Below are 26,795 nucleotides of genomic sequence, written 5' to 3'. Positions count from 1 at the left end.
GGGCCGGGTGGCGGTGTCGGACCTGCGTGGCGTGGCGCTGACCTATCCCGAACTCGACGAACGGTCCGACCGTCTGGCCCGTGGCCTGATCCGGGCGGGCGCGGGCCCCGAGACACTCATCGGTGTGGCCCTGCCGCGCGACGTCGACCTCATCGTCGCCCTGCTCGGCGTGCTGAAATCCGGTGCCGCCTACCTCCCGCTGGACCGCACCCACCCGGTACGCCGCTCACAGACCATCGTCGCCGCGGCGCGCCCGCTGATCATCCTCACCGCCGACGACACCGCGTCGCAGTGGCGCGAGGAGATCGGCGCGCCCACCGCCACGGTCGCGGAGATCGTCAGCGGTACAGACGAATCGGCGCCGACGCTGCCCGAGATCATCGACAGTCGCAACGCCGCCTACGTGATCTTCACGTCCGGATCGACCGGTGTGCCCAAGGGTGTCGTGATCACCCACGAGCAGATCGTGGCGATGCTGAACGCCCTCGACGAGATCTACGAGACCTCCGCCGACGACGTGTGGACGATGTTCGCCTCCTACGCCTTCGACGTGTCGGTCGGCGAGATCTGGCCGGCGCTCGCCGCGGGAGGGCGCCTCGTCGTCCTCGACCACCTGACCACGCGATCACCCGACGACATGGTCGCGGTCCTGATGCGTGAACAGGTCACCATCCTCAACCTGACCCCGTCGGCGTTCTACCAGCTCGCCGCCGCGCTGCGCGGTGGCGGTCGGGACGAGGCGAGCACACCCCGTCTGTCGGAGTCGGTGCGCGAGATCATGTTCGCCGGTGAGCGACTCGACTTCGACCAGGTGCGCCGCTGGTATCGCGACCGCATCGCCGTCGACGGCCGCACCGGTCCCGCACTGAACAACATGTACGGGCCCACCGAGACCACCGTGTACATGACGCGACGGGCGGCGACACCCGAGTTCGCCGTGGCGACAACCGTGTCCGACATCGGGGGACCGTTCCCCGGGACCAGGACGGTCGTCCTCGACGCGCGCCTGGCCGCCGTGCCCGAGGGTGTACCCGGCGAGCTCTACGTGTCCGGGCCCCAGGTCGCCCGCGGCTATCTGGGCCGCGGTGACCTCACCGCGGGCCGGTTCGTGGCCGACCCGTTCGGTCCGCCGGGTGCGCGGATGTACCGCACCGGTGATCTCGTGCTCGAGCGCAACGGATCGCTGGAGTTCCTCGGCCGGGGCGACGACCAGGTCAAACTGCGTGGCTTCCGCATCGAACTGGGCGAGATCGAGGCCGCGCTCGCCGCCGTGGACGGTGTCGACGCCGCCGCGGCCGCCGTCCGCGCCCGCGACGACCAGCCCGAACAGCTCGTCGGCTACATCGTCACGGGTACCGGCCCCGACCTCGAGGGCGCTGTGGCCGAACAGGATCCACGCGACGTCGACCGGGATGCCGCGGTGGCCGCCGCGGCACGAGCCGCGGTCGCGGCACGGGTGCCGGAGTACATGGTGCCGTCGGTGGTCATGATCGTCGATGCGATCCCGCTGACCGTCAACGGCAAGATCGACCGCGATGCACTGCCGACACCGGATGCACCGGTCGAGGTCGGCCGCACCGAACCACCCGCCACCGACACCGAACGGGTGATCGCCGCGGTCGTCGCCGAGGTGCTCGGACTCGACGGGATCGGTGTCACCACATCGTTGTTCGATCTCGGGGGGACGTCGCTGGCGGTCGCTCGGATCGCCGCCCAGGTGGCGCGGCAGCTCGACGTCGACATCACCGTGCGCGACGTCTTCGCCCAGCCGACCGTGCGCGGCCTCGCCGGCGTGGTGACCGATCGAGGCGCCGCCGACCGGCCCGTGTTGCTGCCGGTGGAACGCCACGACACGGTCGGACTGTCCGACGCCCAGCGCCGGATCTGGTTCCTGTCCCGGCTCGATCCCGACAGCGCCGCCTACGCGATCCCGTTGGTGCTGCGCTTCTCCGGTGACCTGCGACCGTCGGCCCTCGCCGCCGCCGTCGACGACGTGATCGCCCGCCACGAGTCCCTGCGCACGCGGTTCGTCACCACCGACGGTGTTCCCGCACAGGTCGTGGTCCCTGCCGCGGGACACCGCAGCGACACACTCATCGACCCGCCACGCGATCTCACCGCCGTCGACGCGCAGTCCGTCGAGCGCGAGATCACCGGGATCGTCACCACACCTTTCGATCTCGAGGCGCACCCACCGGTGCGCGCCCGGCTGCTCCGCGTCGCGCCCGACTCCAGGGCCGCAGAGGGCGGGGGAGACGAGTTCGTGTTCGTCCTCGTCGCCCACCACGTGATCGCCGACGGGGCGTCACTCGCACCGCTCGCACGAGACCTGATGGCGGCCTACGTCGCTTGGGTCGAGGGAGGCGCACCCGACCTCGCCCCGCTGCCGGTGCAGTACGCCGACTACACCGTGTGGCAACACACACTGCTCGGCGACATCGACGATCCGACGTCGACGGCGGCACGGCAGTGGCACTACTGGCGCGAGCAGCTCGCCGACCTGCCCGAGGTGACCGACCTCCCCGTCGACCGGCCCCGCCCGGCGGTGGCATCCGGACGTGGGGCGCAGTACCACCTCGACCCCGCCCCGGACGTCGTCGACGGTCTGTTCGGCCTGGCGCAGGCCCGGGGCGCGACGCCGTTCATGGCGGTGCACGCGGTGTTCGCGGCCCTGCTCGCGCGGTCGGGCACCGACGACGACATCGCGATCGGCACCGCCGTCGCCGGCCGAGGCGACGCCGCTCTCGACGACCTCATCGGGATGTTCGTCAACACCCTGGTGCTGCGCACCCGCGTCGACCGGTCGGCGGACTTCGCCACCCTGCTCGAGCACGTGCGGGCCACCGACGTCGCGGCGCTCACCCACACCGACCTGCCGTTCGAGCGGCTCGTCGAAGAACTGTCGCCCGACCGCAGCTCCGCCCACTCGCCGCTGTTCCAGGTCGCCCTCAACCTCGTCGACGCCGACCGGTCCGCCTTCTCCCTGCCCGGTGTCGACGTCCGCACCGTCGACCCACCGGTCACGACAACGCAATTCGACCTGTCGCTCACCGTGTCCACCGGCGACGCCGAGGCGGCAGGCACCCCGCGGATGATGTTCACCTACGCCACCGACCTCTTCGACGAGGCCACCATCGCCGATCTCGCCGACCGGTTCGTCGCCCTGGCCGCCGCCGCGGTCGCCGACCCCGGCCGACCCGTCGGCGACCTCGACCTGACCGGATCCGACCCGCGGATCGACCGGCAGATCACCGCAGCGCTCGACGCGGGCGGGGGCGTCACGCCGCGGACGTTCGCCGAGATCCTCGACGCCGCCGTCGCCTCGAATCCCGACGGCATCGCGGTCTCCGACGCCACGACACGCTGGACGTATCGCGAGCTCGCCACGCGCGCCGATCACGTTGCCGCCCAACTACATCGCCGCGGGGTGCGTCCGGGAGACGTGGTGGCGTGTGCGATACCGCGATCCCCGGCGGCGACACTCACGCTGTGGGGCGTGGTCCGCGCGGGCGGGGCGGTGCTGCCGATCGACCGCGATCACCCCACCGACCGCATCGCGCAGATGCTCGCCGACAGCGACGCGCGCATCGGTGTGACGGTGTCCGGCGGCACGGCGAGTGCGCTGCCCCCGCATGTCGACTGGCTCGATCTCGAGGCCCTGGCACAGTCGGCCCCCGCCGACGGCGAGGCGCCGACCGCGGCCCGCATCGGCGACATCGCGTACGTCATCTTCACCTCGGGATCGACCGGGCGCCCCAAGGGCGTCGCGGTCACCCATCGTGGACTCGCGAACGTCGTGGCGGAGATGAGCGGTCGGTTCGCCCTCACCCCGACCGCGCGGGTCCTGGCCTTCGCCTCACCGAGTTTCGACGCATCCGTCTTCGAGACGCTCCTCGCGGTCGCCGCCGCCTCGACCCAGGTGATCGCGCCGACCGACATCGTCGGAGGCGACGAGCTGGCGAGTTTCCTCGCCGCTGAACGCATCACCCACGCCTTCGTCACACCCGCCGCGCTCGCGACCGTCCCCGCCGACGGGCTCGATGAGCTGGCCGTCCTCTGCGTCGCCGGCGACACCTGCCCGCCCGAACTGGTGCAGCGGTGGGCGCCGGGCCGGGCGATGTTCAACCTCTACGGCCCGTCGGAGGCGACGATCTGGTCGACGTCGACGGCCCCGCTCCGCGCGATGCCCACCGACGATCGGCTCGCGGGGGCGCCGCGGACCGTCCCCATCGGCGTCTCCGTCACCGGGGTACGCGCCCATGTCCTCGACGACCGATTGCGCCCGGTTCCGCTCGGGGTCAGCGGCGAGCTCTACCTCTCCGGTCCCGCGCTGGCCCGCGGCTACCTCGGCCGGCCGGGGCAGACCTCCGAACGCTTCGTCGCCGACCCCTTCGGTCCGCCCGGTGGCCGCCTGTACCGCACCGGCGACCTGGTGCGTCTGCGCCGCGGGGCCCCCGATGTCGACGGTGCATCGTCCCACGAACTGGAGTTCCGGGGCCGCAACGACTTCCAGGTCAAGATCCGGGGCTTCCGCATCGAGCCCGGCGAGGTCGACGCCGTCCTCGGCGCCCATCCCGACGTCGCGTTCGCGACCACGCTGGCCCGAACGCATCCGCAGTCCGGGCAGATGATGCTGGTGTCGTACGTGCACCCGAGGCCCGGGTGCGCGCTCGACACCGCCGATCTCGGGGCCCGTGTCGCCCAGCGCCTCCCGCGCCACCTCGTGCCGTCGTCGATCATGGTGCTCGCGTCGGTACCGCTGTCGCCCACCGGCAAACTCGATCGCCGCGCGCTGCCTGAACCTGTCTTCGACAGTGCCGATGTCGTGGCACCGGCCACCGACACCGAACGACTCATCAGTGGCGTGTACGCCGAGGTCCTCGGTCTCGACGAGGTGTCGGTGACGGCGGACTTCTTCGGCCTGGGCGGGAACTCTCTCGCCGCGACCCGTGTGGTGGCCCGGGTCGGACAGGGTCTGGGTCGTGACCTGCGCGTCCGCGACCTGTTCGACCACCCCACCCCGCGCGGCTGGGCGGCAGCGATCGACTCCGGTACAACCGATTTGGGTACGGACGACCTCGCGACCGCGACACCCCCGGTGCCCCGCGAACGCCCGACCGAGATCCCCCTGTCCTACGCGCAGCGCCGCATGTGGTTCATCAACCAGTTCGACCCGACGTCGGCCGCCTACAACATCCCTGTCGTCGCCGCCCTGCGCGGACCCCTCGACGTCGACGCGCTGCGCGCCGCCGTCGGCGACGTGGTCGCCCGGCACGAGGTGCTGCGCACCACCTATCCGACCGGCGGCGACGGCGCACCGGTCCAGGTCATCGACACACCCGACCACGCGCGCGATCGGCTCGACTGGACGGTCGCCTCGTCCGATGACGCGGCCCGATCGATCATCGGCCGGGGGTTCGACGTCGCGACGGACCTGCCGCTGCGGGTGCGACTCCACAGCGTCGACGCCACACACCACCTGCTGGTGGTCGTCGTCCACCACATCGCGGCCGACGGTCAGTCCGCACCGGTCCTCGCCCGCGACATCGCACTCGCCTACACCGCGCGGGTCGGCGGAGCTGCGCCGCAGTGGACCCCTCTGCACGTCCAGTACGCCGATTACGCACTGTGGCAACGCGACCGGCTCGGATCGGTCGACGATCCCGGGTCGCCGATGGCACGCGACCTCGCCTGGTGGCGCTCCACCCTCGGCGGATTGCCCGAGGTGCTCGGACTGCCCACCGACCGGACGCGTCCTCCCGCACCCGACGGCGTGAGCGGCACCGTCGACGTCGCCCTCGACGCCGAGACCACCCGCGCGGTGCGACACCTCGCGACCGACGCCGGCGTCACCACGTTCATGGTGGTGCACGCGGCCCTGGCGGCATTGCTCGCGCGCCTGTCGTCGTCAACCGACATCGCCGTCGCCATCCCGGTGGCCGGTCGAGGCCACGCCGAACTCGACCCGCTCGTCGGCATGTTCGTCAACACCCTGGTGCTGCGGACCGAGATCGACCCCGCCGCCGACGTCACCGACCTACTGGGAGACGTCCGTCGCGTCGACCTCGACGCGTTCGCGCACGCCGAGGTGCCGTTCGAGCGCGTGGTCGACGCCGTGGACCCGGTGCGGTCGGAGGCCTTCGAACCGTTGGCCGCGGTGCTCCTCGTGTACGACACCGACCGCCCGGTGTCGGCCGACCTCGGCGACGTCAGGATGGACCTCGAGCGGGTCGGCGACGACGTCGCCAAGTTCGACCTCACCGTCGGCGTCACCGACAACGACACCGCGCTGACGGGTGTGTTCATCTACGCCGCAGCACTGTTCGACCACGACACCGTCGCGCGTTTCGCCGACGGTTTCCGCCGCCTCCTGACCGCGTTCGCAGCCGACCCGGCGCGTCCGGTGGGCGACATCGCGATCCTCCCCGGGACGGCGATCGCCGAGCAGGTGGCCGCATCGTGCGGACCGGAGGTGATGCTGCCGGCGACCACGCTCGTCGACGAGAGCCGTCGCCACGGGGACACCCGCCCCGACGCCATCGCCCTGGTGACGACCGACGGGTCCGGGCGCGCCCTGACCCACGGTGAGTTCTGGGCGCGGGTGTCGATGCTGGCCCGCGACCTCATCGACGCCGGTGTCGGTCCCGACGTCGCCGTCGCGCTGTGCCTGCCGCGGTCGCCGGAACTGGTCGTCGCCGTCCACGCCGTCCTCGCCGCCGGCGGCCAGTACGTGCCCCTCGACATCGCGACCCCCGCCGACCGCGCCGCGTACATGATCGCCACCTCCGGCGCCGCCGTCGTGCTCGTCGGCCGCGACCGACGCCCCGACTGGGTGTCTGTCGCGGCCGACGACCGTCTCGCGGTGCTGATCGTCGACACCACGGCCGAGATGGTGATCGGTGAAGGCGATGTCGCCGATCGCGCCGCGCCGGTCACCGACGCCGACCGACGGCACCCGCTGCGCCCCGACCACGCCGCCTACACGCTGTTCACCTCGGGTTCGACCGGCCGCCCCAAGGGTGTGACGGTGTCACACCGCGCCGTGCTCAACCGGCTGCGGTGGGGACTGGCGACCTTCCCCCTGGGGTCCGACGACGCCGTCCTGCTCAAGACGCCGTACAGCTTCGACGTCTCGGTCCCGGAGTTGTTCGCGCCCCTGATGTCCGGGGCCCGGATGGTGATCGCCGCCGACGGCGGGCACACCGACCCCGAGCTCCTCGCCGACGTGCTGACGACCCACGCGGTGACCTCGGTGCACTTCGTCCCGTCGATGCTGTCGGTGTTCCTCGACGTCGTCGACCCGGCGGACCTGGCCCGGATGTCGTCGGTCCGCTACCTGTTCTGTTCCGGCGAGGCCTTGTCACCGGGTCTCGCGCGCGCCGCACGCGCAGCGCTGCCGCGGGCCGGACTCCACGACCTGTTCGGCCCCACCGAGGCTGCCGTCGAGGTCGCCCACCATCCCGTCGACGTCGTGGGCGAGGCTGTCCCGATCGGACGACCGGTGTGGAACACGCGCACGACAGTCCTCGACACGCGGCTGCAGGTGGTTGGTCCGGGTGTCGTCGGCGAGCTGTACCTCGGCGGACCGCAACTCGCGCGCGGATACGCCGCACGCCCCGACCTCACCGCCGAACGGTTCGTCGCCGACCCCGCGGGCGGGGGCGAGCGGCTGTACCGGACCGGCGATCTCGTCCGCCGCAACCCCGCGGGTGAGCTGGAATACCTGGGACGCAGCGACTTCCAGGTGAAGCTGCGCGGGCAGCGCATCGAGCTCGGTGAGATCGAGGCCGTACTGGCCGCCGCGCCCGGCGTCGTGCACGCCGCCGCGTCGGTCGTGACCGCTCCGGGCGGGTCCCAGCATCTCGTCGCCTACCTCGCCGGACGCGACGGCGACGCGATGGTGGCCGCGGCCCGCGCGGAGGCCGACTCCTCGCTCGCCGAGTACATGCGGCCCGGCATCTGGATCACCCTCGACGACATCCCGCGCAACGCCGCGGGCAAGCTCGACCGACGGGCGCTACCGGCCCCCGATTTCGGTGCGGCCGTGGCTGATCACGTCGCACCCGCCACCGACGACGAACGCGTCATCGCCGACATCGTCGCCGCCGTGCTCGGCGTGGACCGCGTCTCGGTGACCGACTCGTTCTTCGCACTCGGTGGCGACTCGATCCTCTCGATCCGGCTGACGTCGTTGCTCCGCGGCGTGGGCTACGCGATCAGCCCGCGCGACATCTTCACCCACCGCACCGTCCGAGCGTTGGCACACAACGCAGTCCGTGACACCGCCGATGCACTCACCGAATACGAGGGCGGCGCAGTCGGACCTGTCGCACCGACCCCGGGCGTCGGATGGATGCTCGACCTCGTCGACGATCCCGAGCAGATCGCCGACTTCTCCCAGTCCGCGGTCCTGGTGCTCCCGCCCGACGCCGAGGTCGCCGAGCTGCGCGCGGTGATCGGCGCGGTCGCCACCGCCCATCCGATGCTCACCGCATCGCTCACCGTCGACGACGGACACCCGACGGTCATCGCGGGGGCGGGCGACGTCGCCGACATCCGCATCGAGATCGTCGAACTCGACGCCGCCGACGGGGCGACCTCCGACACCGCGCTCCTCGATGCACACCGCCGGGCCTCCGGCGGCCTCGACCCGTCGACCGGTCGTCTCGTCGCCGCGGTCGGCGTCCGCGACGCGAGGGGGATCGGTCGTCTCGTCGTCGTCATCCACCACCTCGGCGTCGACGCCGTGTCGTGGCCGACCATCGTGTCGGGGATCGGTACGGCGTGGTGGCAGGTGCGCTCCGGCGAGCCGCCGACCGTGTCCGCCGCCGGCACCTCGTTCCGCCGGTGGGCCGGGGTCCTCGCCGACCTCGCCGAGCGCGAATCGGAACTGGCGCTGTGGGATCGACACCTGCCCGCGCACGGTGTGTCGACGATGATCGCGACCGACCACGACCGTGACCGTCTCGCGACGGTGGAGACCATCAGCGTGGCCATCCCCGCCGCGATCGCCGACCCCATCCTCACCTCGGTCCCCGAGGTGCTGCGCACCCGCGTCGACACCGCACTGATCGCGGCGTTGATGCAGTCGCTCGCCGATGTGTTGTCACCGAACACCCCCGACAGATCCGATCCGGGTGTGTCGGTGCTCATCGAGAACCACGGGCGCGAGGAACATCTCGCCCCCGGAGCGGACCTGTCGGAGACCGTGGGGTGGTTCACCAGCTTCGTCCCGCTGACGCTGCAGGTGTCGCCCGTGGGCCCCGACGCAGAACACGGCACATCGGTCATCGCGACGGTGAAGGCGGTCAAGGACGCCGTCGCGCGGATGCCTGACGGGGGCATCGCGTTCGGGCCGCTGCGGTATCTGCGACCCGGGTCGCCGCTGCGCGAGCGCCCCCTGCCGTCGGTGAGCGTCAACTACCTGGGCGCACGGTCCGGTCCGGACCGGACCGAGTCACCGTTCGCGCCGGTCGCGGGCACACCGACCCTGCCCCCGTCGGTGCGCGGTGACATGGCGGCGCTCGCGGCACTCACCGTCACCATCGGCGCGGTCGTCCCGACCGTCGGGGATCGAGAACTCCAGGCGGAGTTCACCTTCGCGCCGGGAGCGATCGACCGTTCGCAGGTCGCCGCGATCGCCGACCGATGGGCGACGCACCTGCAGACCGTCGTCGAGACACTGCGTGAGGGTCCCGTGGGACCCAGCGAGACCGACATCGCGGCGACCGGACTCACCCAGTCCGAGATGGACGCGGTGCTCTCCGCGCATCCCGGGGCCGAACTCTGGCCTCTCACCCCGCTGCAGCAGGGCCTGTTCTTCGAGTCGGAGTTCGCCGGCGGCGCCGACGTCTACGTCACGCAGTCGACGATCACCGTCACCCACGCCTTCGACGCCGCCACCGCCCGCCGTGCCGCCCACGCGCTCGTCGCCCGGCATCGTGTGCTGCGGACCGCGTTCGTGCGCAGCACATCCGGTCGCGCGGTCGCCGTCGTCGCGCCAGACGCGACGCCCCGGTGGCAGACCGTCGACCTCGGCGACCTCGCGCCCGGGGATGCGGCCCGGGGTCTCGAGCGGATCGCCCACGACGAGCGGGTCGCGGGGTTCGACCTCGCCGACGGCGAGCCCATCCGGTTCGTGCACGTCCGTCATCTCGACGCCGAGGCCCGTCCCGCGGTGTCGCTCGTCGTCACCGCCCATCACCTCGTCATCGACGGCTGGTCGGCGCCGATCCTGCTGGGCGAGTTGCTGGCCCCGCTGTTCGGCGGTCTCCCCGAGACGAGCGAGCCGGTGCGCCCCGATTTCGGCGATCACCTCGACTGGCTCGCGACCCGTGATCACGCGGGCGCACTCGACGTCTGGCGCGAGGCCCTCGCCGGGGTCGACGGTCCGACGCTGGTGGCGCCGGGGCACACGCCGAGTGCGGACGCCCCGCCGCGCGATCTGCGGGTGCGTCTCGGCGCCGATCTCACGTCGGCGTTGGCCGGGCGGGTGCGTGACCTCGACGCCACCATGGCGACGGTGCTGCAGGCCGCGTGGTCGATCCTGCTGAGTCGCATGACCGGACGCACGTCGGTGGTGTTCGGCGAGACGGTGTCGGGACGGTCGCCCGACGAGCCCGGCGTCACCGGGATGATCGGGCTGTTCATCAACACGCTGCCGGTCACCGCGCACGTCGACCCCGGCACGACGGCCGCCGAGCTCGCCGACGCCCTGCACCGATCGAAGGCCGCGGTCCTCGACCACCAGTACGTCGGCCTCGCCGACATCGCCGATGCGATCGGGCACCCGGTCCTGTTCGACACCCTCACGGTCTACGAGTCGTACCCGGTCGACGCGGCCGTCGCCGCCGCGGCCGGCGGGGGAGAGGGCCCGGTGCGCGCGGTCTCGTCCACCGACGCCACGCACTACCCGCTCAACCTCGTCGCCGCACCCGGCCCCGAGGACTCCGACGACGGTCTGACCCTGACCCTCAAGTACCTGCCGTCGGCGTTCGACGAGGACATGATCGCCGTGGTCGCCGACGCCATGGTGGTGCTGCTCACCGCGATCGCGCACGACCCGCAGATCCGTGTCGGCGACATCGACCTGCGCTCGCCCGCGGTGATCGACCGGATGCAGGGGTGGACGACGGGTTCCCCGTTGCCCCCGGGATCCCCGACCCTCGCCCTGCTACCGGATCTCGTCGCGACTCAGGTGGCCCGGACGCCGGACGCGGTCGCGCTGCGCGTCGAGGGCGCGTCGGTGACCTACGGCGAGTTCGGTGCCCACGTCGACCGCGTCGCGGCCGATCTCGTCGGGCGCGGTGTTGGTCCCGATGTCGCTGTCGCCGTGGCCATCCCGCGATCGACCGAGTTGCTCGTCGCGATCCACGCGGTCGTCGCCGCGGGCGGGCAGTACGTGCCCCTCGACCCCGATGCGCCCGGCGATCGCATCGACCACATGCTCACCACCGCCGGCGCGCAGATCGTGTTGGTTGCGCGTGAACACCGACCGGTGGACGCGGACGGCCGCACGATCGTCGAGATCGACTGCGCCACCACGGCCGTGCCGGACCCGGCGGTGTCGCGGACCGTTACCGAGCACCGTCGCGGCCTGCGCCCCGACCACGCGGCCTACACCCTGTTCACGTCGGGATCGACCGGACGCCCCAAGGGCGTCACGGTCTCCCACACCGCCATCGTCAACCGTCTGCTGTGGATGCAGGAGGAGTTCGCGCTCACCGACACCGATGTCGCCGTGCAGAAGACCCCGGTCACCTTCGACGTGTCGGTGTGGGAACTGTTCTGGCCGCTGATGACCGGCGCCACCCTCGTCGTGGTCGATCCCGAAGGCCACCGCGACCCCCGACATCTCGCCGACCTGATGGCCGCGGAACGGGTGACGGTGGCGCACTTCGTGCCGTCGATGCTGTCGACCTTCGCCGACCTCCTCGACTCCGGCCCGTCGGCGGTCGATCTCCACCACCTGCGTGCGGTGTTCGCCTCCGGCGAGGCGTTGGCGCCCGCGGTGGCCGCCTCCGCGCTCGCCGTGCTGCCGAACGCCCGTCTGCACAACCTGTACGGACCCACCGAGGCGGCAGTCGACGTCACCTGGCACGAGGTGCTGCGCGGTGAGCGCACCGTGCACATCGGAACACCCATCGCGGGCACCGTCACCCGGATCCTCGACGACCGGCTGCGTCCCGTGGCCCCGGGTGTCGTCGGCGAACTGCACCTGGGCGGTGTGCAACTCGCCCGCGGGTACGCCTCCCGCCCCGACCTCACCGCCGAACGGTTCGTCGCCGACCCGTATGGCCCGCCGGGGGCGCGCCTCTACCGCACCGGTGACCTCGTCCGCTGGACCGCACGCGGCGAGATCGACTACGTCGGACGCGCGGACACGCAGATCAAGCTGCGCGGTCAGCGGATCGAACTCGGGGAGATCGAGGCCGTTCTCGCCGCCGCGCCCGGTGTCGTGGCCGCCGCGGTCACCGTCGCAGGAGGTCCCGACGGCGGCGACCACCTCGTCGCCCACCTCGCGGGATCGGTGGCGGCCCAGGGTGACCTCGACGCGGTCATCGCCCAAGTCGCGCAGTCCCTCCCGGCGTTCATGCGCCCCACCCTGTTCACGGTGTCCGAGACGTTGCCGACCACCGTCTCGGGCAAGATCGACCGTCGCGCCCTGCCCGAGCCGACCTTCCCCGGCGCCGGAGCCGACCACGAGATCGTCGCTCCGGCCGACGATCTCGAGGCGATCGTGGCCGAGGTGTACGCCGACGTCCTCGGTGTCGACGCGGTGTCGGTGACCGACAGCTTCTTCGACATCGGTGGCAACTCGCTGTCGGCGACGCGGGTCTCGGCGCGCGTGTCCGACGCCCTCGCGACGCGGGTCGGGGTCCGTGACGTGTTCTCCGCGCCCGCCGTCCGCGCACTGGCCGCGCTCGTCGGTGACAGGCGAGGCGACACCGCGGTTGCGGACGTGGCACCGCTCCTCCCGCAGATCCGTCCCGATCGCATCCCGCTGTCGCCGGCGCAGCAGCGGATGTGGTTCATCAACCGGTTCGACCCGACGTCGCCCGCCTACAACATCGCCTTCGCGCTCCGGTTGCGCGGCGACCTCGACACCGCCGCGCTGCGCGCCGCGGTGCGGGACGTGATCGGGCGCCACGAGACGCTGCGGACCACCTACGCCCAGGACGCCGACGGCACCGCTCACCAGGTGATCGGCGACCCCGGATCGATCGATGACGACCGGTGGTGGTGCGACGCCGATGTCGCCGCGCTGCCCACGCGCCCCTTCGATCTCGCCGTGGAGGTGCCCATCCGGGTGGGCCTCGTCCCGACGGGCACCGCGAGCGGCGACGGCCATCTGCTGCACGTGGTGATCCACCACATCGCCTCCGACGGTGAGTCCATCGCGCCCCTCGTCGCCGACCTCGTGACCGCGTACGCGGCCCGCGTGAGCGGCGCGGCCCCGGCGTTCGAGCCGCTGGCCGTGCAGTACGCCGACGTCACCCTGTGGCAGCAGCGTGTTCTCGGCGCGGTCGACGACCCGGCCTCACCGCTCGGCGCCCAGGTCGATCACTGGCGCGAACGCCTCGCGGGACTGCCCGCCGTCGGTGACCTGCCGACCGACACCCCGCGTCCGCCGACGGCGTCGATGCGCGGCGCCGCGGTGGACATCCCCCTGGGCTCCGATGTGCTCCCCGGCGTCGACATGCTCGCCGCCCTCGAGGCGCTCGCCGCGCGACACCGCGTCACGCTGTTCATGGTGCTGCACGCCGCCCTCGCGGTGGTTCTCGCGCGGTCGTCGGCGAGCACCGACATCGCCGTGGGGACACCGGTCGCCGGACGCGGCCGGGCCGAACTCGACCCGCTCGTGGGGATGTTCGTCAACACCCTGGTGCTGCGGACCGAGATCGATCCCGCGGCGACATTCGCCGAACTCCTCGACTCCGTCCGCGACGTCGACCTCGACGCGTTCGCGCACGCCGACGTCCCCTTCGAACACCTCGTGGACGTTCTCGCGCCCACACGGTCGGAAGCGTTCGCGCCGCTCGCACAGGTGCTGCTGACCCTCGAGCAGTCTGCCACCACCGCCATCGACGTCGCCGGGGTGGAGATCACGCCCGTCGACCTCGGCGACCCACCCGCGCGTTACGACCTCACCGTCGGGTTCACCGCCGCCCGCGACGACCGGGGCGCCCTGACATCGTTGAGCGGCACGCTCATCTACGCCACCGACCTGTTCACCGAGGACACCGCCCGACGTCTCGCCGACCGCCTGCGCGCGGTCCTCGTCGCCGGTGTCGCGACACCCACGGTCCCGGTCGGTGACATCGACATCGTCGACGCCGCCGAGGCCCGTCGGGTCGCGGAGTTCTCCGACGGTGGACCCGCGCCCCGGATCCTCCCCGAGGCAACCGATCTCGCCTCGGCGGTGGCGCGGCAGATCGCGGCGACGCCGACGGCCACGGCGATCATCGACGGCGACCGCGAGATCTCCTACGGCGAATTCGGCGCCCGAGTCTCCGGTCTCGCGCGCGTTCTGATCGCCCGGGGGATCGGTCCCGGCGCCGCCGTGGCGATCTGCCTCCCGCGCTCGGCGGAGATGCTCGTCGCGGTGCACGCGATCGTCGCCGCGGGCGCACGCTGGGTCCCGGTCGACCCCGACGCGCCGGTCGCGCGCACGGCGTCGATGCTCGCCACCGGAGGAGTGTCGCTCGCCGTCGTGGCCGCGGGCGACACGCCCGAGGCGCTCGTCGAGCACCCCGTCGCGCGTCTCGTCGTGGACTGCTCCGGGCCGATCGACGATGACAGCCACCCCGTTCGCGACAGCGACCGACGTGCACCCCTGCATCCCGACGACGCCGCCTACACCCTGTTCACGTCAGGATCGACCGGAGAACCCAAGGGCGTCACCGTCTCCCATCGTGCGATCGTGGCGCGCCTGGCGTGGATGCAGGACCGCTTCGCGCTCACCGCCGACGACACCGTGGTGCAGAAGACCCCGGTCACCTTCGACGTCTCGGTGTGGGAACTGTTCTGGCCGTTGATGAGCGGCGCACGACTCGTGCTCGCCGAGCCCGGCCGACACGGCGATCCCGTCCACCTGTGCGCGCTCGCCGACCGCTGGTCGGTCACCGTCGCCCACTTCGTGCCGTCGATGCTCTCGGCGTTCCTCGACGTCCTCGCGACGTCGGGCACCGCGGCGCCGGCGAGCCTGCGTCTGGTGGTCACCTCCGGCGAGGCGCTCGCCGCGCCCACCGCCCGCGCGACGCTTGCCGCCCTTCCCGCCGCGACCCTGCACAACCTGTACGGACCCACCGAGGCCGCCGTCGACGTCACCCACCACGCGGTCACCGGCACCGAGGCCCCGGTGCCGATCGGCCGTCCGGTGCCCGGCACCACGACGGTGGTCCTCGACGACCGGCTGCGGCCCGTACCCGTCGGCGTCGCCGGCGAGTTGTACCTCGGCGGCGTGCAGCTCGCCCGCGGCTACCAATCGCGGCCCGACCTCACCGCGGAACGCTTCGTGGCCGACCCCCACGGCTTCGGGAAACGGCTCTACCGGACCGGCGACCGCGTCCGGTGGAACCGCGCCGGCGACCTGGAGTACCTGGGACGCAGCGATTTCCAGGTGAAGCTGCGCGGCCAACGCATCGAGTTGGGCGAGATCGAGGCAGTCCTCGCCGCCGCGCCCGGTGTCCGAGGTGCGGTGGTGTCGGCGCGGACCGACACCACCGGTGACGCCCACCTGGTCGCCCACATCACCGGCGATGTCGACGGTGTGGCGCTCGACCCTGCCACGGGGGCGCCGACGGCCGTCCTCGACGCGGTCCGGGCGCTGCCCGCGCACATGCGGCCCACCCGGTGGGTCGTCCTCGACACGCTGCCGCTGACGTCGAGCGGCAAGGTCGACCGCCGGGCGCTGCCGGCCTCCGACCTCCTTCCGGACGCGGGGGAGTACACACCGCCGGTCGACGCGACCGAGGAGATCGTCGCCGCGGTCGTGGCCACGGTGCTGGGTCTGGACAGGGTGTCGGTGACCGACGGGTTCTTCGATCTCGGCGGCACCTCGCTGTCTGCGACACGGGTCGCCGCCCGGGTGGCCGATGCGCTCGGTACCGAGGTCGGGGTCCGTGACGTGTTCGAGGCACCGTCGGTGCGGGAGCTCGCGCGGCGCGTGGCCGACACCGCCCGTCGCGAGGGTCGCTCGGCGCCGCCGCTGCGGCCGATGGTCCGGCCCGATCCGATCCCGCTGTCGGCCGCGCAACAGCGGATGTGGTTCATCAACTCCTGGGACCCGTCGCAACCCACCTACACGATCCCGCTGGCGCTGCGCCTGCACGGTGATCTCGACATCGACGCCCTGCGTGCGGCGTTCACCGATCTCGTCACCCGCCACGAGGTGCTGCGCACCCTCTATCCGATCGGCGCCGACGGCGTCGTCCACCAGCAGATCCTCACCCCCGCCGCGGTCACCGACGGGGCGCGCACCCTCGACGTGCGGATCGTCGACACCGACGACGAGGCCATGGCGATCGCGCGGAGCGGATTCGACCTCACCGTCGACCTCCCGCTGCGTGCGCGCCTCGTGCCGGTGGGGCAGCAGGCCCTGCTGGTGATCACGTTGCACCACATCGCCGCCGACGGCGAGTCGATGCCCGTGGTGGCCCGCGACCTGATGACCGCCTACGCGGCCCGTCGCCGCGGTGCCGCACCCGACTGGGCGCCGCTGTCGGTGCAGTACGCCGACCACACCCTGTGGCAGCTCGAACGCGACACCCTCGACGCCGCGAACGTCGACGGACCCCACCGCACACGACTCGACCACTGGGCGCAGGTGCTCACCGGCGTCGCGCCCGTCATCGACCTCCCCACCGACCGCCCCCGACCCGCGGTCGTCTCGACCGACGGTGCGAGCGTCGACGTCGACATCCCCGCCGACATCGCCGCGGCGGCAACGCGGTTCGCGCGTGAGCACGGCGTGACGGTGTTCATGCTGCTCCACGCATCCCTGGCCGCGGTGCTGGCGCGCCTCGCCGCCACCGACGACGTGGTCGTCGGTACGCCGGTGGCCGGTCGGGGCCGCGCCGAACTCGACGATCTCATCGGCATGTTCGTCAACACCGTGGTGCTGCGCACGCCCGTCGACCCGACCGTGCCGTTCACCGACCTGCTGGCCCGAGTGCGCCGCATCGACCTCGACGCACTCGCCCACGCCGACGTCGACTTCGACGACATCGTCGACCGACTCGATCTCGTGCGCTCGGAGGCGTTCGCCCCCCTCGTGCAGGTCCTGTTCACCGTCGGCGACGGCACCACGCCGGACTATCCGGACGCCCTCCACCCCGCCGCCCTCCACACGGACGGCATCATCGTGGAACCGGTCGACCTCGAGATCATCACGGCCAAGGTCGATCTCACCATCGGCGTGCAGGCGCCACCCGCGGGGACCGATGGTGCCCGGGCGTGGAGAGGGACCATCACCTACGCCACCGCGCTGTTCGACGAGACGACTGTGCGCGCACTCGCCGACCGGTGGATGCGCCTGCTCGCGATCGTTCTCGACGCCCCGCAGACGCCGACAGGTGAGGTCGACATCCTCACCGAGGCCGAGCATCTCGCGGTGCGCGGCATCGACCCGGTACCCGCACCGATGCTGCTGCCCGACATACTCGCCCGCGCCGCCGCTCGCGAACCGCACACGATCGCCGTCGTCGACGACGCGATGTCGCTGACCTACGCCGAGCTCGACCGGCTGAGCTCGGCCGTGGCCCGCGACCTCATCGCCGCCGGCGTCGGCCCCGACGACGTGGTCGTCAGCGCCATCCGCCGATCCGCCGCGGTGCAGATCGCGCTGTGGGCGGTCGCCAAGGCCGGTGCGGTGTACTGCCCGATCGATCCGCGCTACCCCGCCGACCGCATCCGCCAGGTCGTCACCGACAGTTCCGCGACCATCGGGTTCGTCGGCGCCGACGTCGCCTCGGGCGCCGAGCCGATGCCGACGGGTCCGCGGTGGATCACCCTCGACGACACCATGATCGCCGCGACCGGCGACCGGATCGATGCCGGTCGGATCTCGGCCGCCCCGGTCGTCGACGCCGACCGGATCGCGCCGCTGCGGCCCGACAACGGCGCCTACATGATCTTCACGTCCGGATCGACCGGCGTGCCGAAGGGTGTGCTCGTCACCCACACCGGCCTCGCCGGCGTCGCACAGACCCTGCGGGACCATCACCGCAGCGAACCGTCGTCGCGGTGGCTGGGCATCAGTTCCCCAGCGTTCGACGCGGCGATGCTCGAGGTGCTCGGCACCTACATCGCCGGGGCGACCATGGTGGTGACACCACCCGACATCGTCGGCGGTGTCGAACTCGCCGACTGGATCACCGCGCACGGGGCCACGCACGCGTTCCTCGTCCCGTCGGTCGCCGCGTCGCTTCCCGACCCCACGCGGGTGTCGTTGACCCACCTGCTCGCGGGCGGCGAGGCCGTCACCGACGCCGAGATGGCCCGCTGGGCCGGCACCCGGGACTTCTTCGACGCCTACGGCCCGACCGAGGCGACGATCATCTGCGTCACCTCGGCGCCGTTGACGCCGGGATCGCCGGTGCCGCTGGGTCTCCCGATGCCCGGAACCCACGCGGTCGTGCTCGACGAACGCCTGCGGCCGGTGCCGACCGGGGTCCTGGGAGAGCTGTACCTGATGGGACCGTCGCTCGCCCGCGGTTATCACCGGCGCCCGGGTCTGTCGGCGGAGCGGTTCGTCGCGGCGCCCTTCGGGACACCGGGCAGCCGGATGTACCGCACCGGAGATCTGGTGCGCCGCAGCGCGACCGGCGAACTGTCCTACGCCGGGCGGTCGGATTTCCAGGTGAAGCTGCGCGGCCAGCGCATCGAGCTCGGCGAGATCGAGTCGGTGCTGCTGACGCACCCGCGGGTACGACGCGCCGTCGTCGTCGGTGCCGCAGACCCCGACGGGGGTGCGATCACGGCGCTGGCGGGCTACGTCGAGTACGACGGCTCGGCACCCGACGCCGCCGACATCCGCGCACACCTGGCCGAATCGCTGCCCGCCCACATGGTGCCGAGCACCATCACCGTCCTCGGCGCGATGCCGCTGACACCGGTCGGCAAGATCGACCGCGCCGCGCTGCCCACCCCCGAACCCCGCCGCGCCGCCGACGAGGTCGTCGAACCGCCGCGCGGAGACGACGAGGTCGCCGTCCGTGCCGTCGTGGCCGAGGTCCTCGGCATCGACGCCGACGCCACCGGCGTGACCGCTGACTTCTTCGCCCTGGGCGGCAACTCGCTGTCGGCCACGCGGGTCACCGCGCGCGTCGCCGACGCCCTCGGTGTTCGCGTCGGCGTGCGGGACCTGTTCGAGGCGCCGACGGTGCGTGGCCTGGTACAGCGTCTGCGCGCGTCGACGACCGTGGCCGGAGCGGGCGTGACCGCACCACCGCTGCAGCCGATGTCGCGCCCGGCGCACATCCCCCTGTCCATCGCGCAGCAGCGCATCTGGTTCCTCAACCGCTTCGAACCGACGTCGACGGCGTACGTCATCCCGGTGCTCGCCCACCTCCACGGCCCACTGGACACCGCCGCGCTGCGGCAGTCACTGCTCGACGTGCTCGACCGTCACGAGGTGCTGCGCACCACCTACCCGGAGACGAACGGCCGCCCGGGACAACGGATCCACGACCTCGACACCGCCGCGTCGATGCTCGACTGGACGGAGACCGACGCCCACGTCGAGGTCGACGGGTTCCTCCCAGCCGGGTTCCTCCCAGCCGAGTTCCTGCCGGCCGGGTTCGATGTCACGGTCGATCTGCCGGTGCGGGCACGCCTGGTGCGCATCGAGCCCGGTCACCATCTGCTGGTGTTGTCGCTGCACCACATCGCCGTCGACGGCGAGTCGCTGAGCCCGCTCGTCAACGATCTCGCCGCGGCCTACGCGGCACGCGCGGACAGGCGTCGCCCGACCCTGCCCCCGCTGCCGGTGCAGTTCGCCGACGTGGCGCTGTGGCAGCAGGCGGTACTGGGGTCCGCCGACGACCCGACGTCGGCTCTGGGGCAGCAGGTCGGATACTGGCTCACCCACCTCGCCGACCTACCCGATGTGCTCACCCTCCCCGCGGATCGGCCGCGACCCGCGGCGGCCTCGCACGACGGTGGGCGGATCAGGTTCTCGATCCCCGCCGACACCGCCGACACCGTCCGTGCGGCCGCCAGCGCCCGCGGCGCGACCGACTTCATGGCCGTGCACGCCGCGCTCGCAGTACTTCTCGCACGGTTGTCGGCGACCGACGACATCGCCGTCACCACGCCCGTCGCCGGACGCGGGCAGGCCGCCCTCGACCCGATGGTCGGCATGTTCGTCAACACCCTCGTGCTGCGCAACCGCATTCGCGGCCACGAGTCGATCGGCGCGGTGCTCGACGAGATCCGCGCCACCGACCTCGACGCGTTCGCCCGCTCCGACGTCTCCTTCGAGTACCTCGTGGAGCGACTGGCTCCCACCCGCTCGGAGGCGTTCGCGCCGCTGAGCCAGGTGATGCTGTCGGTCGCGCCGACCGGTGACCGGTCGGACGGCATCACGGCCGGTGGGCTGCGTATCGACCTGGCCGATACCGGGACACCGCCCGCCCGACTCGATCTCGCGGTCAGCGTCGGCACCGGCCCGACCGGATCGGACTGGCAGGGCGAGATCGTCTACGCCACCGACCTGTTCGACGCGACGACCGTGGAGACCCTGGCCGGTCGGTTCGTCCGAATGCTGCAGGCCGTGGCCCGCCCCGACGACGCGGTCGGCGACATCGATCTGCTGACCGACACCGAACGCCACATGATCGCCGCGCGCAGCGTCGGTCCCGACGTCGCGCTGCCCGCGGAGACGCTGGCCGACGTCGTCGCAGGCCAGATCACCGCGAGCCCCGCCGCGGTCGCCCTGGTTCCCGACGACGACCACGCCGGCGACGCCATGGACTACAGGACCTTCGGTGGCCACGTGTACCGATTGGCCCGTGACCTCATCGCCGCCGGGATCGGTCCGGAGACGGCCGTGGGCATCCGGATGGACCGGACACCGGCGATGGTCGTCGCCGTCCACGCGGTGATCGCGGCCGGCGGCCAGTACGTGCCGATCGATCCCGACGCGCCCGCCGACCGCGTCGGCTACATGATCGACACCGCCGGGGTCCGTCTCGTCCTCACCGATGCGCCCGTGCCGTCGGTCGCCGGTGTCCCGACGATGACGGTGGACCTCGACGACACGGCCGAAGCCATGATCGCCGGTCCGGTCACCGACGCCGAGCGCCGCGCACCGCTGCGGCCCGACCATGCCGCCTACACGCTCTTCACCTCGGGATCCACCGGCCGCCCCAAGGGCGTCACGGTGTCGCACCGGGCGGTGCTCAACCGCCTGCGGTGGGGGCTGGCGACCTTCCCGCTCGACGCGACCGACACGGTGATCCTCAAGACGCCCACCACCTTCGACGTCTCGGTGCCCGAACTGTTCGCGCCGCTGATGGCAGGCGCGCGACTGCTCGTCACCCGGCCCGGTGGTCACACCGACCCCGACCACCTCGCCGACGTCCTCGCCCGCCACCGCGTGACGTCGGTGCACTTCGTGCCCTCGATGCTGTCGGTGTTCCTCGACGTGGTCGACGCACACCGGCTCGCCCACCTCACCGCACTGCGGTTCGTGTTCGCCTCGGGCGAGGCGCTGTCACCGGGTGTGGCGGCCCAGGTGCGCGACCGGCTCCCGTGGGCCGGCCTGCACGATCTCTTCGGACCGACGGAGGCGGCCGTGGAGGTCGCCCACCAGGCCCTCGACGCCGTCGGTCCGGTCGTCCCCATCGGGCGCCCGATCGACAACACCGTCACCCGTGTCCTCGACGACCGGTTGCGTCCGCTGCCGGTCGGCGTCCCCGGCGAGCTGTATCTCGGTGGCGTGCAGGTGGCGCGGGGATACGCCGCCCGTCCCGACCTCACCTCCGAACGGTTCGTCGCCGACCCGCAGGGCCCGTCCGGCACCCGCCTCTACCGCACCGGCGACCTCGTCCGGTGGCGAGGAGACGGGGCGCTGGAGTACCTCGGGCGCACCGACTTCCAGGTGAAGCTCCGCGGCCAGCGCATCGAACTCGGCGAGATCGAGGCGGTGATGACCTCGGTGCCCGGGATCGTGCACGCCGCCGCATCCGTGGTCACCGGCGACACCGTGAGCCCGGCAGGCGAGAACGCGACCCAGCACCTCGTGGCCCACGTCGCGGGCACCCCGGGGACGCCGGTCGACGTCGACGCGGTGCGTACCGCCGTCGAAGCGGCTCTGCCCGAATACATGTGGCCGTCGATGTGGGTGCCCCTCGACGACGTCGTGCTGAACACCGCAGGCAAACTCGACCGCCGCGCGCTCCCGCGACCGCAGTTCACCGACGCCGACGCCGACCACGTGCCCCCGGCGACACCCGACGAACGGGTGATCGGCGAGATCGTCGCCGCCACCCTGGGCTCCGAGCGGGTCTCGGTCACCGCGTCGTTCTTCGCCCTCGGCGGCGACTCGATCATGTCGATCCGCCTGTCGTCGATGCTGCGCGCGGCCGGTTTCGCGATCAGCCCCCGCATGATCTTCGAACACCGCACCGTCCGTGCGCTCGCCGCCGCGACGGCCGCCTCGGCACTCCTCGACGAACTCCCCGGCGGTGCGGTCGGTCCGATGCCCATCGGGCCGGCGATCGCATGGATGCTCGACCTCGTCGACGACCCCCGCGACCACCTCGACTTCTCGCAGTCGGCAGTTTTGTCGCTGCCCACCGAGGCGACCGAGGCCGACGTACGTGCCATCATCACCGCGCTCGTGGCGACGCACGCCATGCTCTCGGCGAGCCTGCGGCGCGTCGCGGGGGAGTGGCAGCTCACCGCGGGCGCCGGATCACCCGACGCCGTACTGGTCCGCATCCTCGAGGAGCCCGTCCCCCACCACGCCGACGCCGACCTCTCCGGCGCCGTCCGCGCGGCGCACGAGATCGCCCTCGCCGCGCTCGATCCCGAGGCGGGTCGGCTCGTCGCCGCCGTGGGCGTACGCGACGCCGATCCGTCGCGCCCCGGGCGGCTGGTGCTGGCCGTCCACCACATCGGCGTCGACGCCGTCTCGTGGACGACGGTGCTGACCGGGGTGGCGACGGCGTGGTGGCAGCGCACATCCGGCGCGCCGATCCGGTTGACCCCGCCGGCCACCTCGATGCGGCGGTGGACAGGCGTGCTGACCGACCTGGCCGAGCGGGACGGCGAGATCCCCCTGTGGGCAGAGCATCTGGCCGTGGCGACCCGGTCGCACGGTCGCCTCGCTCTCGATCGCCGACGCGACCGACAGTCGACCGTCATCTCGACCACCGTCGACGTCCCCGTCGACGTGACCGACGCGATCCTCGGAGCCGTCGCCGACGCCTACCGCACGGGCGTCGACGCCGTCCTCGTCGCCGCGCTGGTCGACGCGCTGACGGAGTCGTTCCCCGACGAGACGCGCGTCTCAGTGCTGCTGGAGAACCACGGACGCGAGGAGCAGGTCGCTCCCGGTGCCGATCTCGCGGGCACCGTCGGCTGGTTCACGGCGTTCGCGCCGGTGTCGGTGTCGGGACACCGCGGGTCGGTCGACCTCACCGTCAAGGCGGTCAAGGACGCGCTGGCACGGATGCCCGACCGCGGCATCGCCTTCGGACCCCTGCGATACCTGCGCCCCGGGTCACCGCTGCGTACCGCGGCCCTGCCCCCGGTGACGCTGAACTACTTCGGCAACACGGGAACCGACACCGCCGGGAGCGGCGTCGTCGACTTCACACCGGTGACCGAAGGCCCGTCCCTGCCGCCGTCGGTCACGGGCGCGATGGTGGCGACGGCTGCGCTCACCGTGTCGGTCAGCACGATCGCCACCGCCGACGGACGCGTGCTGCACGCCGACTTCGCCCACCCCGCAGGCATCCTCGGCCGCGACGACGTCTCCGGGATCGCCGCGCGGTGGTCGTCGGCACTCACGGCGATCGCCGCGCACGTCCGCGCCGTCGGCGACCCCGGCCCCAGCGAGACCGATCTCGCCGCCACCGCGATGACGCAGTCCGAGATCGACACCCTGCGCGCGACCGAACCCGGTGCGACGCTCTGGCCGCTCACCCCGCTGCAGCATGGCCTGTACTTCCAGGCCGAGATCGCCGCCGGCGCGCACCTCGCCGACTCCCCGCACGACGAGGTCGACGTTTACGTCACGCAGTCGGTCATCACCTTCGGTGGTCCGAACGCGACCGCCGACGACGCCGACGAGGCGATGCACGCGGCCGCCCGACTCCTGCTGGACCGCCACCGCGTGCTGCGCTCGTCGTTCCGCCGCACCCCGGCCGGGCACGTCGTCGCCGTTCTGCCGGCCAGCGTCGAACCGGACTGGCGGGTCGTCGATCTCACCGATCGCACACCCGACGATGCAGCCGTCGAGGTGGCGCGCATCGCCCGCGCGGAGCAGGCCACCCGTTTCGACCTCGCCGTGCCGGGTCTGATGCGTTTCGTGTGGGTCCGGCACCGCCTCGGCGGGCATGCCGACACGACCGCGCCGGAGACGGGCGCATCGCTGATCATCTCGGCCCACCACCTCCTGCTCGACGGGTGGTCGGCGCCCCTGGTGCTCACCGAACTGCTCGCCGCGCGCCACGGCGTCGACACACGCCGCGCGGGTGGGCGTGACTTCGACGTGTACCTCGACTGGTTGTCCCGCCGCGACCGCGACGCCGCACTGACGGCGTGGCGCGACGCCCTCGCGCCGGTCGAGGGGTCGACCCTTGTCGCCCCCGGTGCCCGGCCGCGCACCGATGTGCCGCCCGCGGAGCGGTCCCTGCACCTGACGGCGGAGACCGTGCGCGGTCTGACCGCGGCGGGTCGACGCGCCGGTGCCACCACCTCGACGGTGCTGCAGGCGGTCTGGGCGATCCTCCTCGCCCGCATGACGGGCCGCGAGACCGTCGTGTTCGGCGAGACCGTGTCGGGCCGCCCGCCGGAGATCGACGGCGTCGAGTCGATGATCGGTCTGTTCATCAACACCCTGCCCGTCCCGGTGACGGTCGGCGCCGATGACACCGTGGGCGATCTCCTCGGTGCGCTGCAGCAGTCGAAGGCGCGGCTCCTCGACCACCAGCACGTCGGACTGGCCGAGATCGCCTCGGCCACCGGCGACGCCGCGGTGTTCGACACCCTCGTCGTCTACGAATCGTTCCCGGTCGATCGCGCCGCGGTCGCCGCGGCCGGGGCGCCCACATCGGGACTCGCCATCCGGGGTGTCACCTCCGCCGACGCCACGCACTACCCGCTGACCCTCGTGGCCGTGCCCGAGGGCGACGAGATGGTCGTCCGGGTCAAGTACCTCCCATCGGTGTTCGACGACGCCCGGATCGCACAGATCACCGACGCGGTCGCGACGCTCGTCGACGCCGTCGCCCACCGCCCCACCGCGCTCATCGCCGACCTCGACCTGATGACCCCTGACCTCGCCGCCCGCGTCGATGCCTGGTCGACGGGGCCGATCACGCCGGCCCCGTCCATGGCGACCGCCTCGGTCATCGCCGGTGTGCGGCGGCAGATCCGCGACACCCCGGCCGCGATCGCGCTGCGGGCCGATGGACGCGCGGTCACCTACGGCGAGTTCGGGGCGCGCGTCGGCGCACTGGCGACGACCCTGCGCACCCGCGGGGTGGGTGCCGGAGACGCGGTGGCCGTGGCCATCCCGCGGTCGATCGAGATGGTCGTCGCCGTGCACGCCGTCGTCGCCGCCGGCGGCCACTACGTCCCCCTCGACACCGACGCCCCGCAGGATCGCATCGCGTACATGCGCGAAACCGCCGGCGCCTCGATCGTCCTGGTCGGGCCGGGCGGCGTCCCGGCCGCGATCGGCGCGTCGGGCGACGCGCTCGTCGTCGACGCGAGCACACCCATCGACGTCGACGCGGCCGGTCACGCGTCGGGAGACTCCGACGGCCTCGACGGTCATGCGGTGCGCGGAGCGGAGGCCGCGTACACCCTCTTCACCTCCGGATCGACCGGACGCCCCAAGGGGGTCACGGTTTCCCATGCCGCGATCGCCAACCGTCTGGCCTGGATGCAGGACCGCTACCCGATCGGCGACGACGACGCCGTCCTGCTGAAGACCCCGGTGACGTTCGACGTGTCGGTGTGGGAACTGTTCTGGCCGTTGACCACCGGGGCGACCATGGTGATCGCCGACCCCGACGGCCACCGCGATCCCCGATACCTCGCCGACCTGATCGACCGCGAGCAGATCACCACGGCGCACTTCGTGCCGTCGATGATGGCGGCGTTCGTCGATGTCCATCGAGACGCGACATCCCTGGTGTCGGTACGGCAGGTGTTCGCCTCCGGCGAGGCGCTGACCCCGGCCACCGCCCACGCCATGCGGGCGATCACGCCGAATGCGCGGCTGCACAACCTGTACGGTCCGACCGAGGCCGCCGTCGACGTCACCCACCACGAGGTGTCGGCCGACGACGTCTCCGTCCCGATCGGGCGTCCCGGCTGGAACACCGTGACCCGGGTGCTCGACGCCCGTCTGCGACCGGTGGCGCCGGGCATCGTCGGCGAGCTCTACCTCGGGGGAACTCAGCTCGCCCGGGGCTACGCCTCGCGACCCGACCTCACCGCCGACCGCTTCGTCGCCGACCCGATCGGCGGGCCCGGCGAACGGCTCTACCGCACCGGGGATCTCGTGCGCTGGACACCTGACGGTGAACTGGACTATTTGGGACGCAGCGACT

1 protein-coding gene (cut by both window edges) is annotated in these 26,795 nt (G+C 72.4%); it reads left to right on the top strand.

This entire window lies inside a single protein-coding gene on the top strand: locus tag OG579_RS07315, encoding a non-ribosomal peptide synthase/polyketide synthase (RefSeq protein WP_328858604.1). The 39,834-nt coding sequence extends 377 nt beyond the window's left edge and 12,662 nt beyond its right edge, so the window shows coding positions 378-27,172, spanning codon 126 (partial) through codon 9,058 (partial); the first complete codon in view begins at nt 2. The start codon and the stop codon both lie outside this window.

The sequence above is a fragment of the Williamsia herbipolensis genome, from assembly GCF_036153515.1.
Lineage (GTDB): Bacteria > Actinomycetota > Actinomycetes > Mycobacteriales > Mycobacteriaceae > Williamsia_A > Williamsia_A herbipolensis.
Note: the sequence above shows the minus strand (reverse complement) of the source record. Positions and strands in the feature narration are given on the sequence as shown.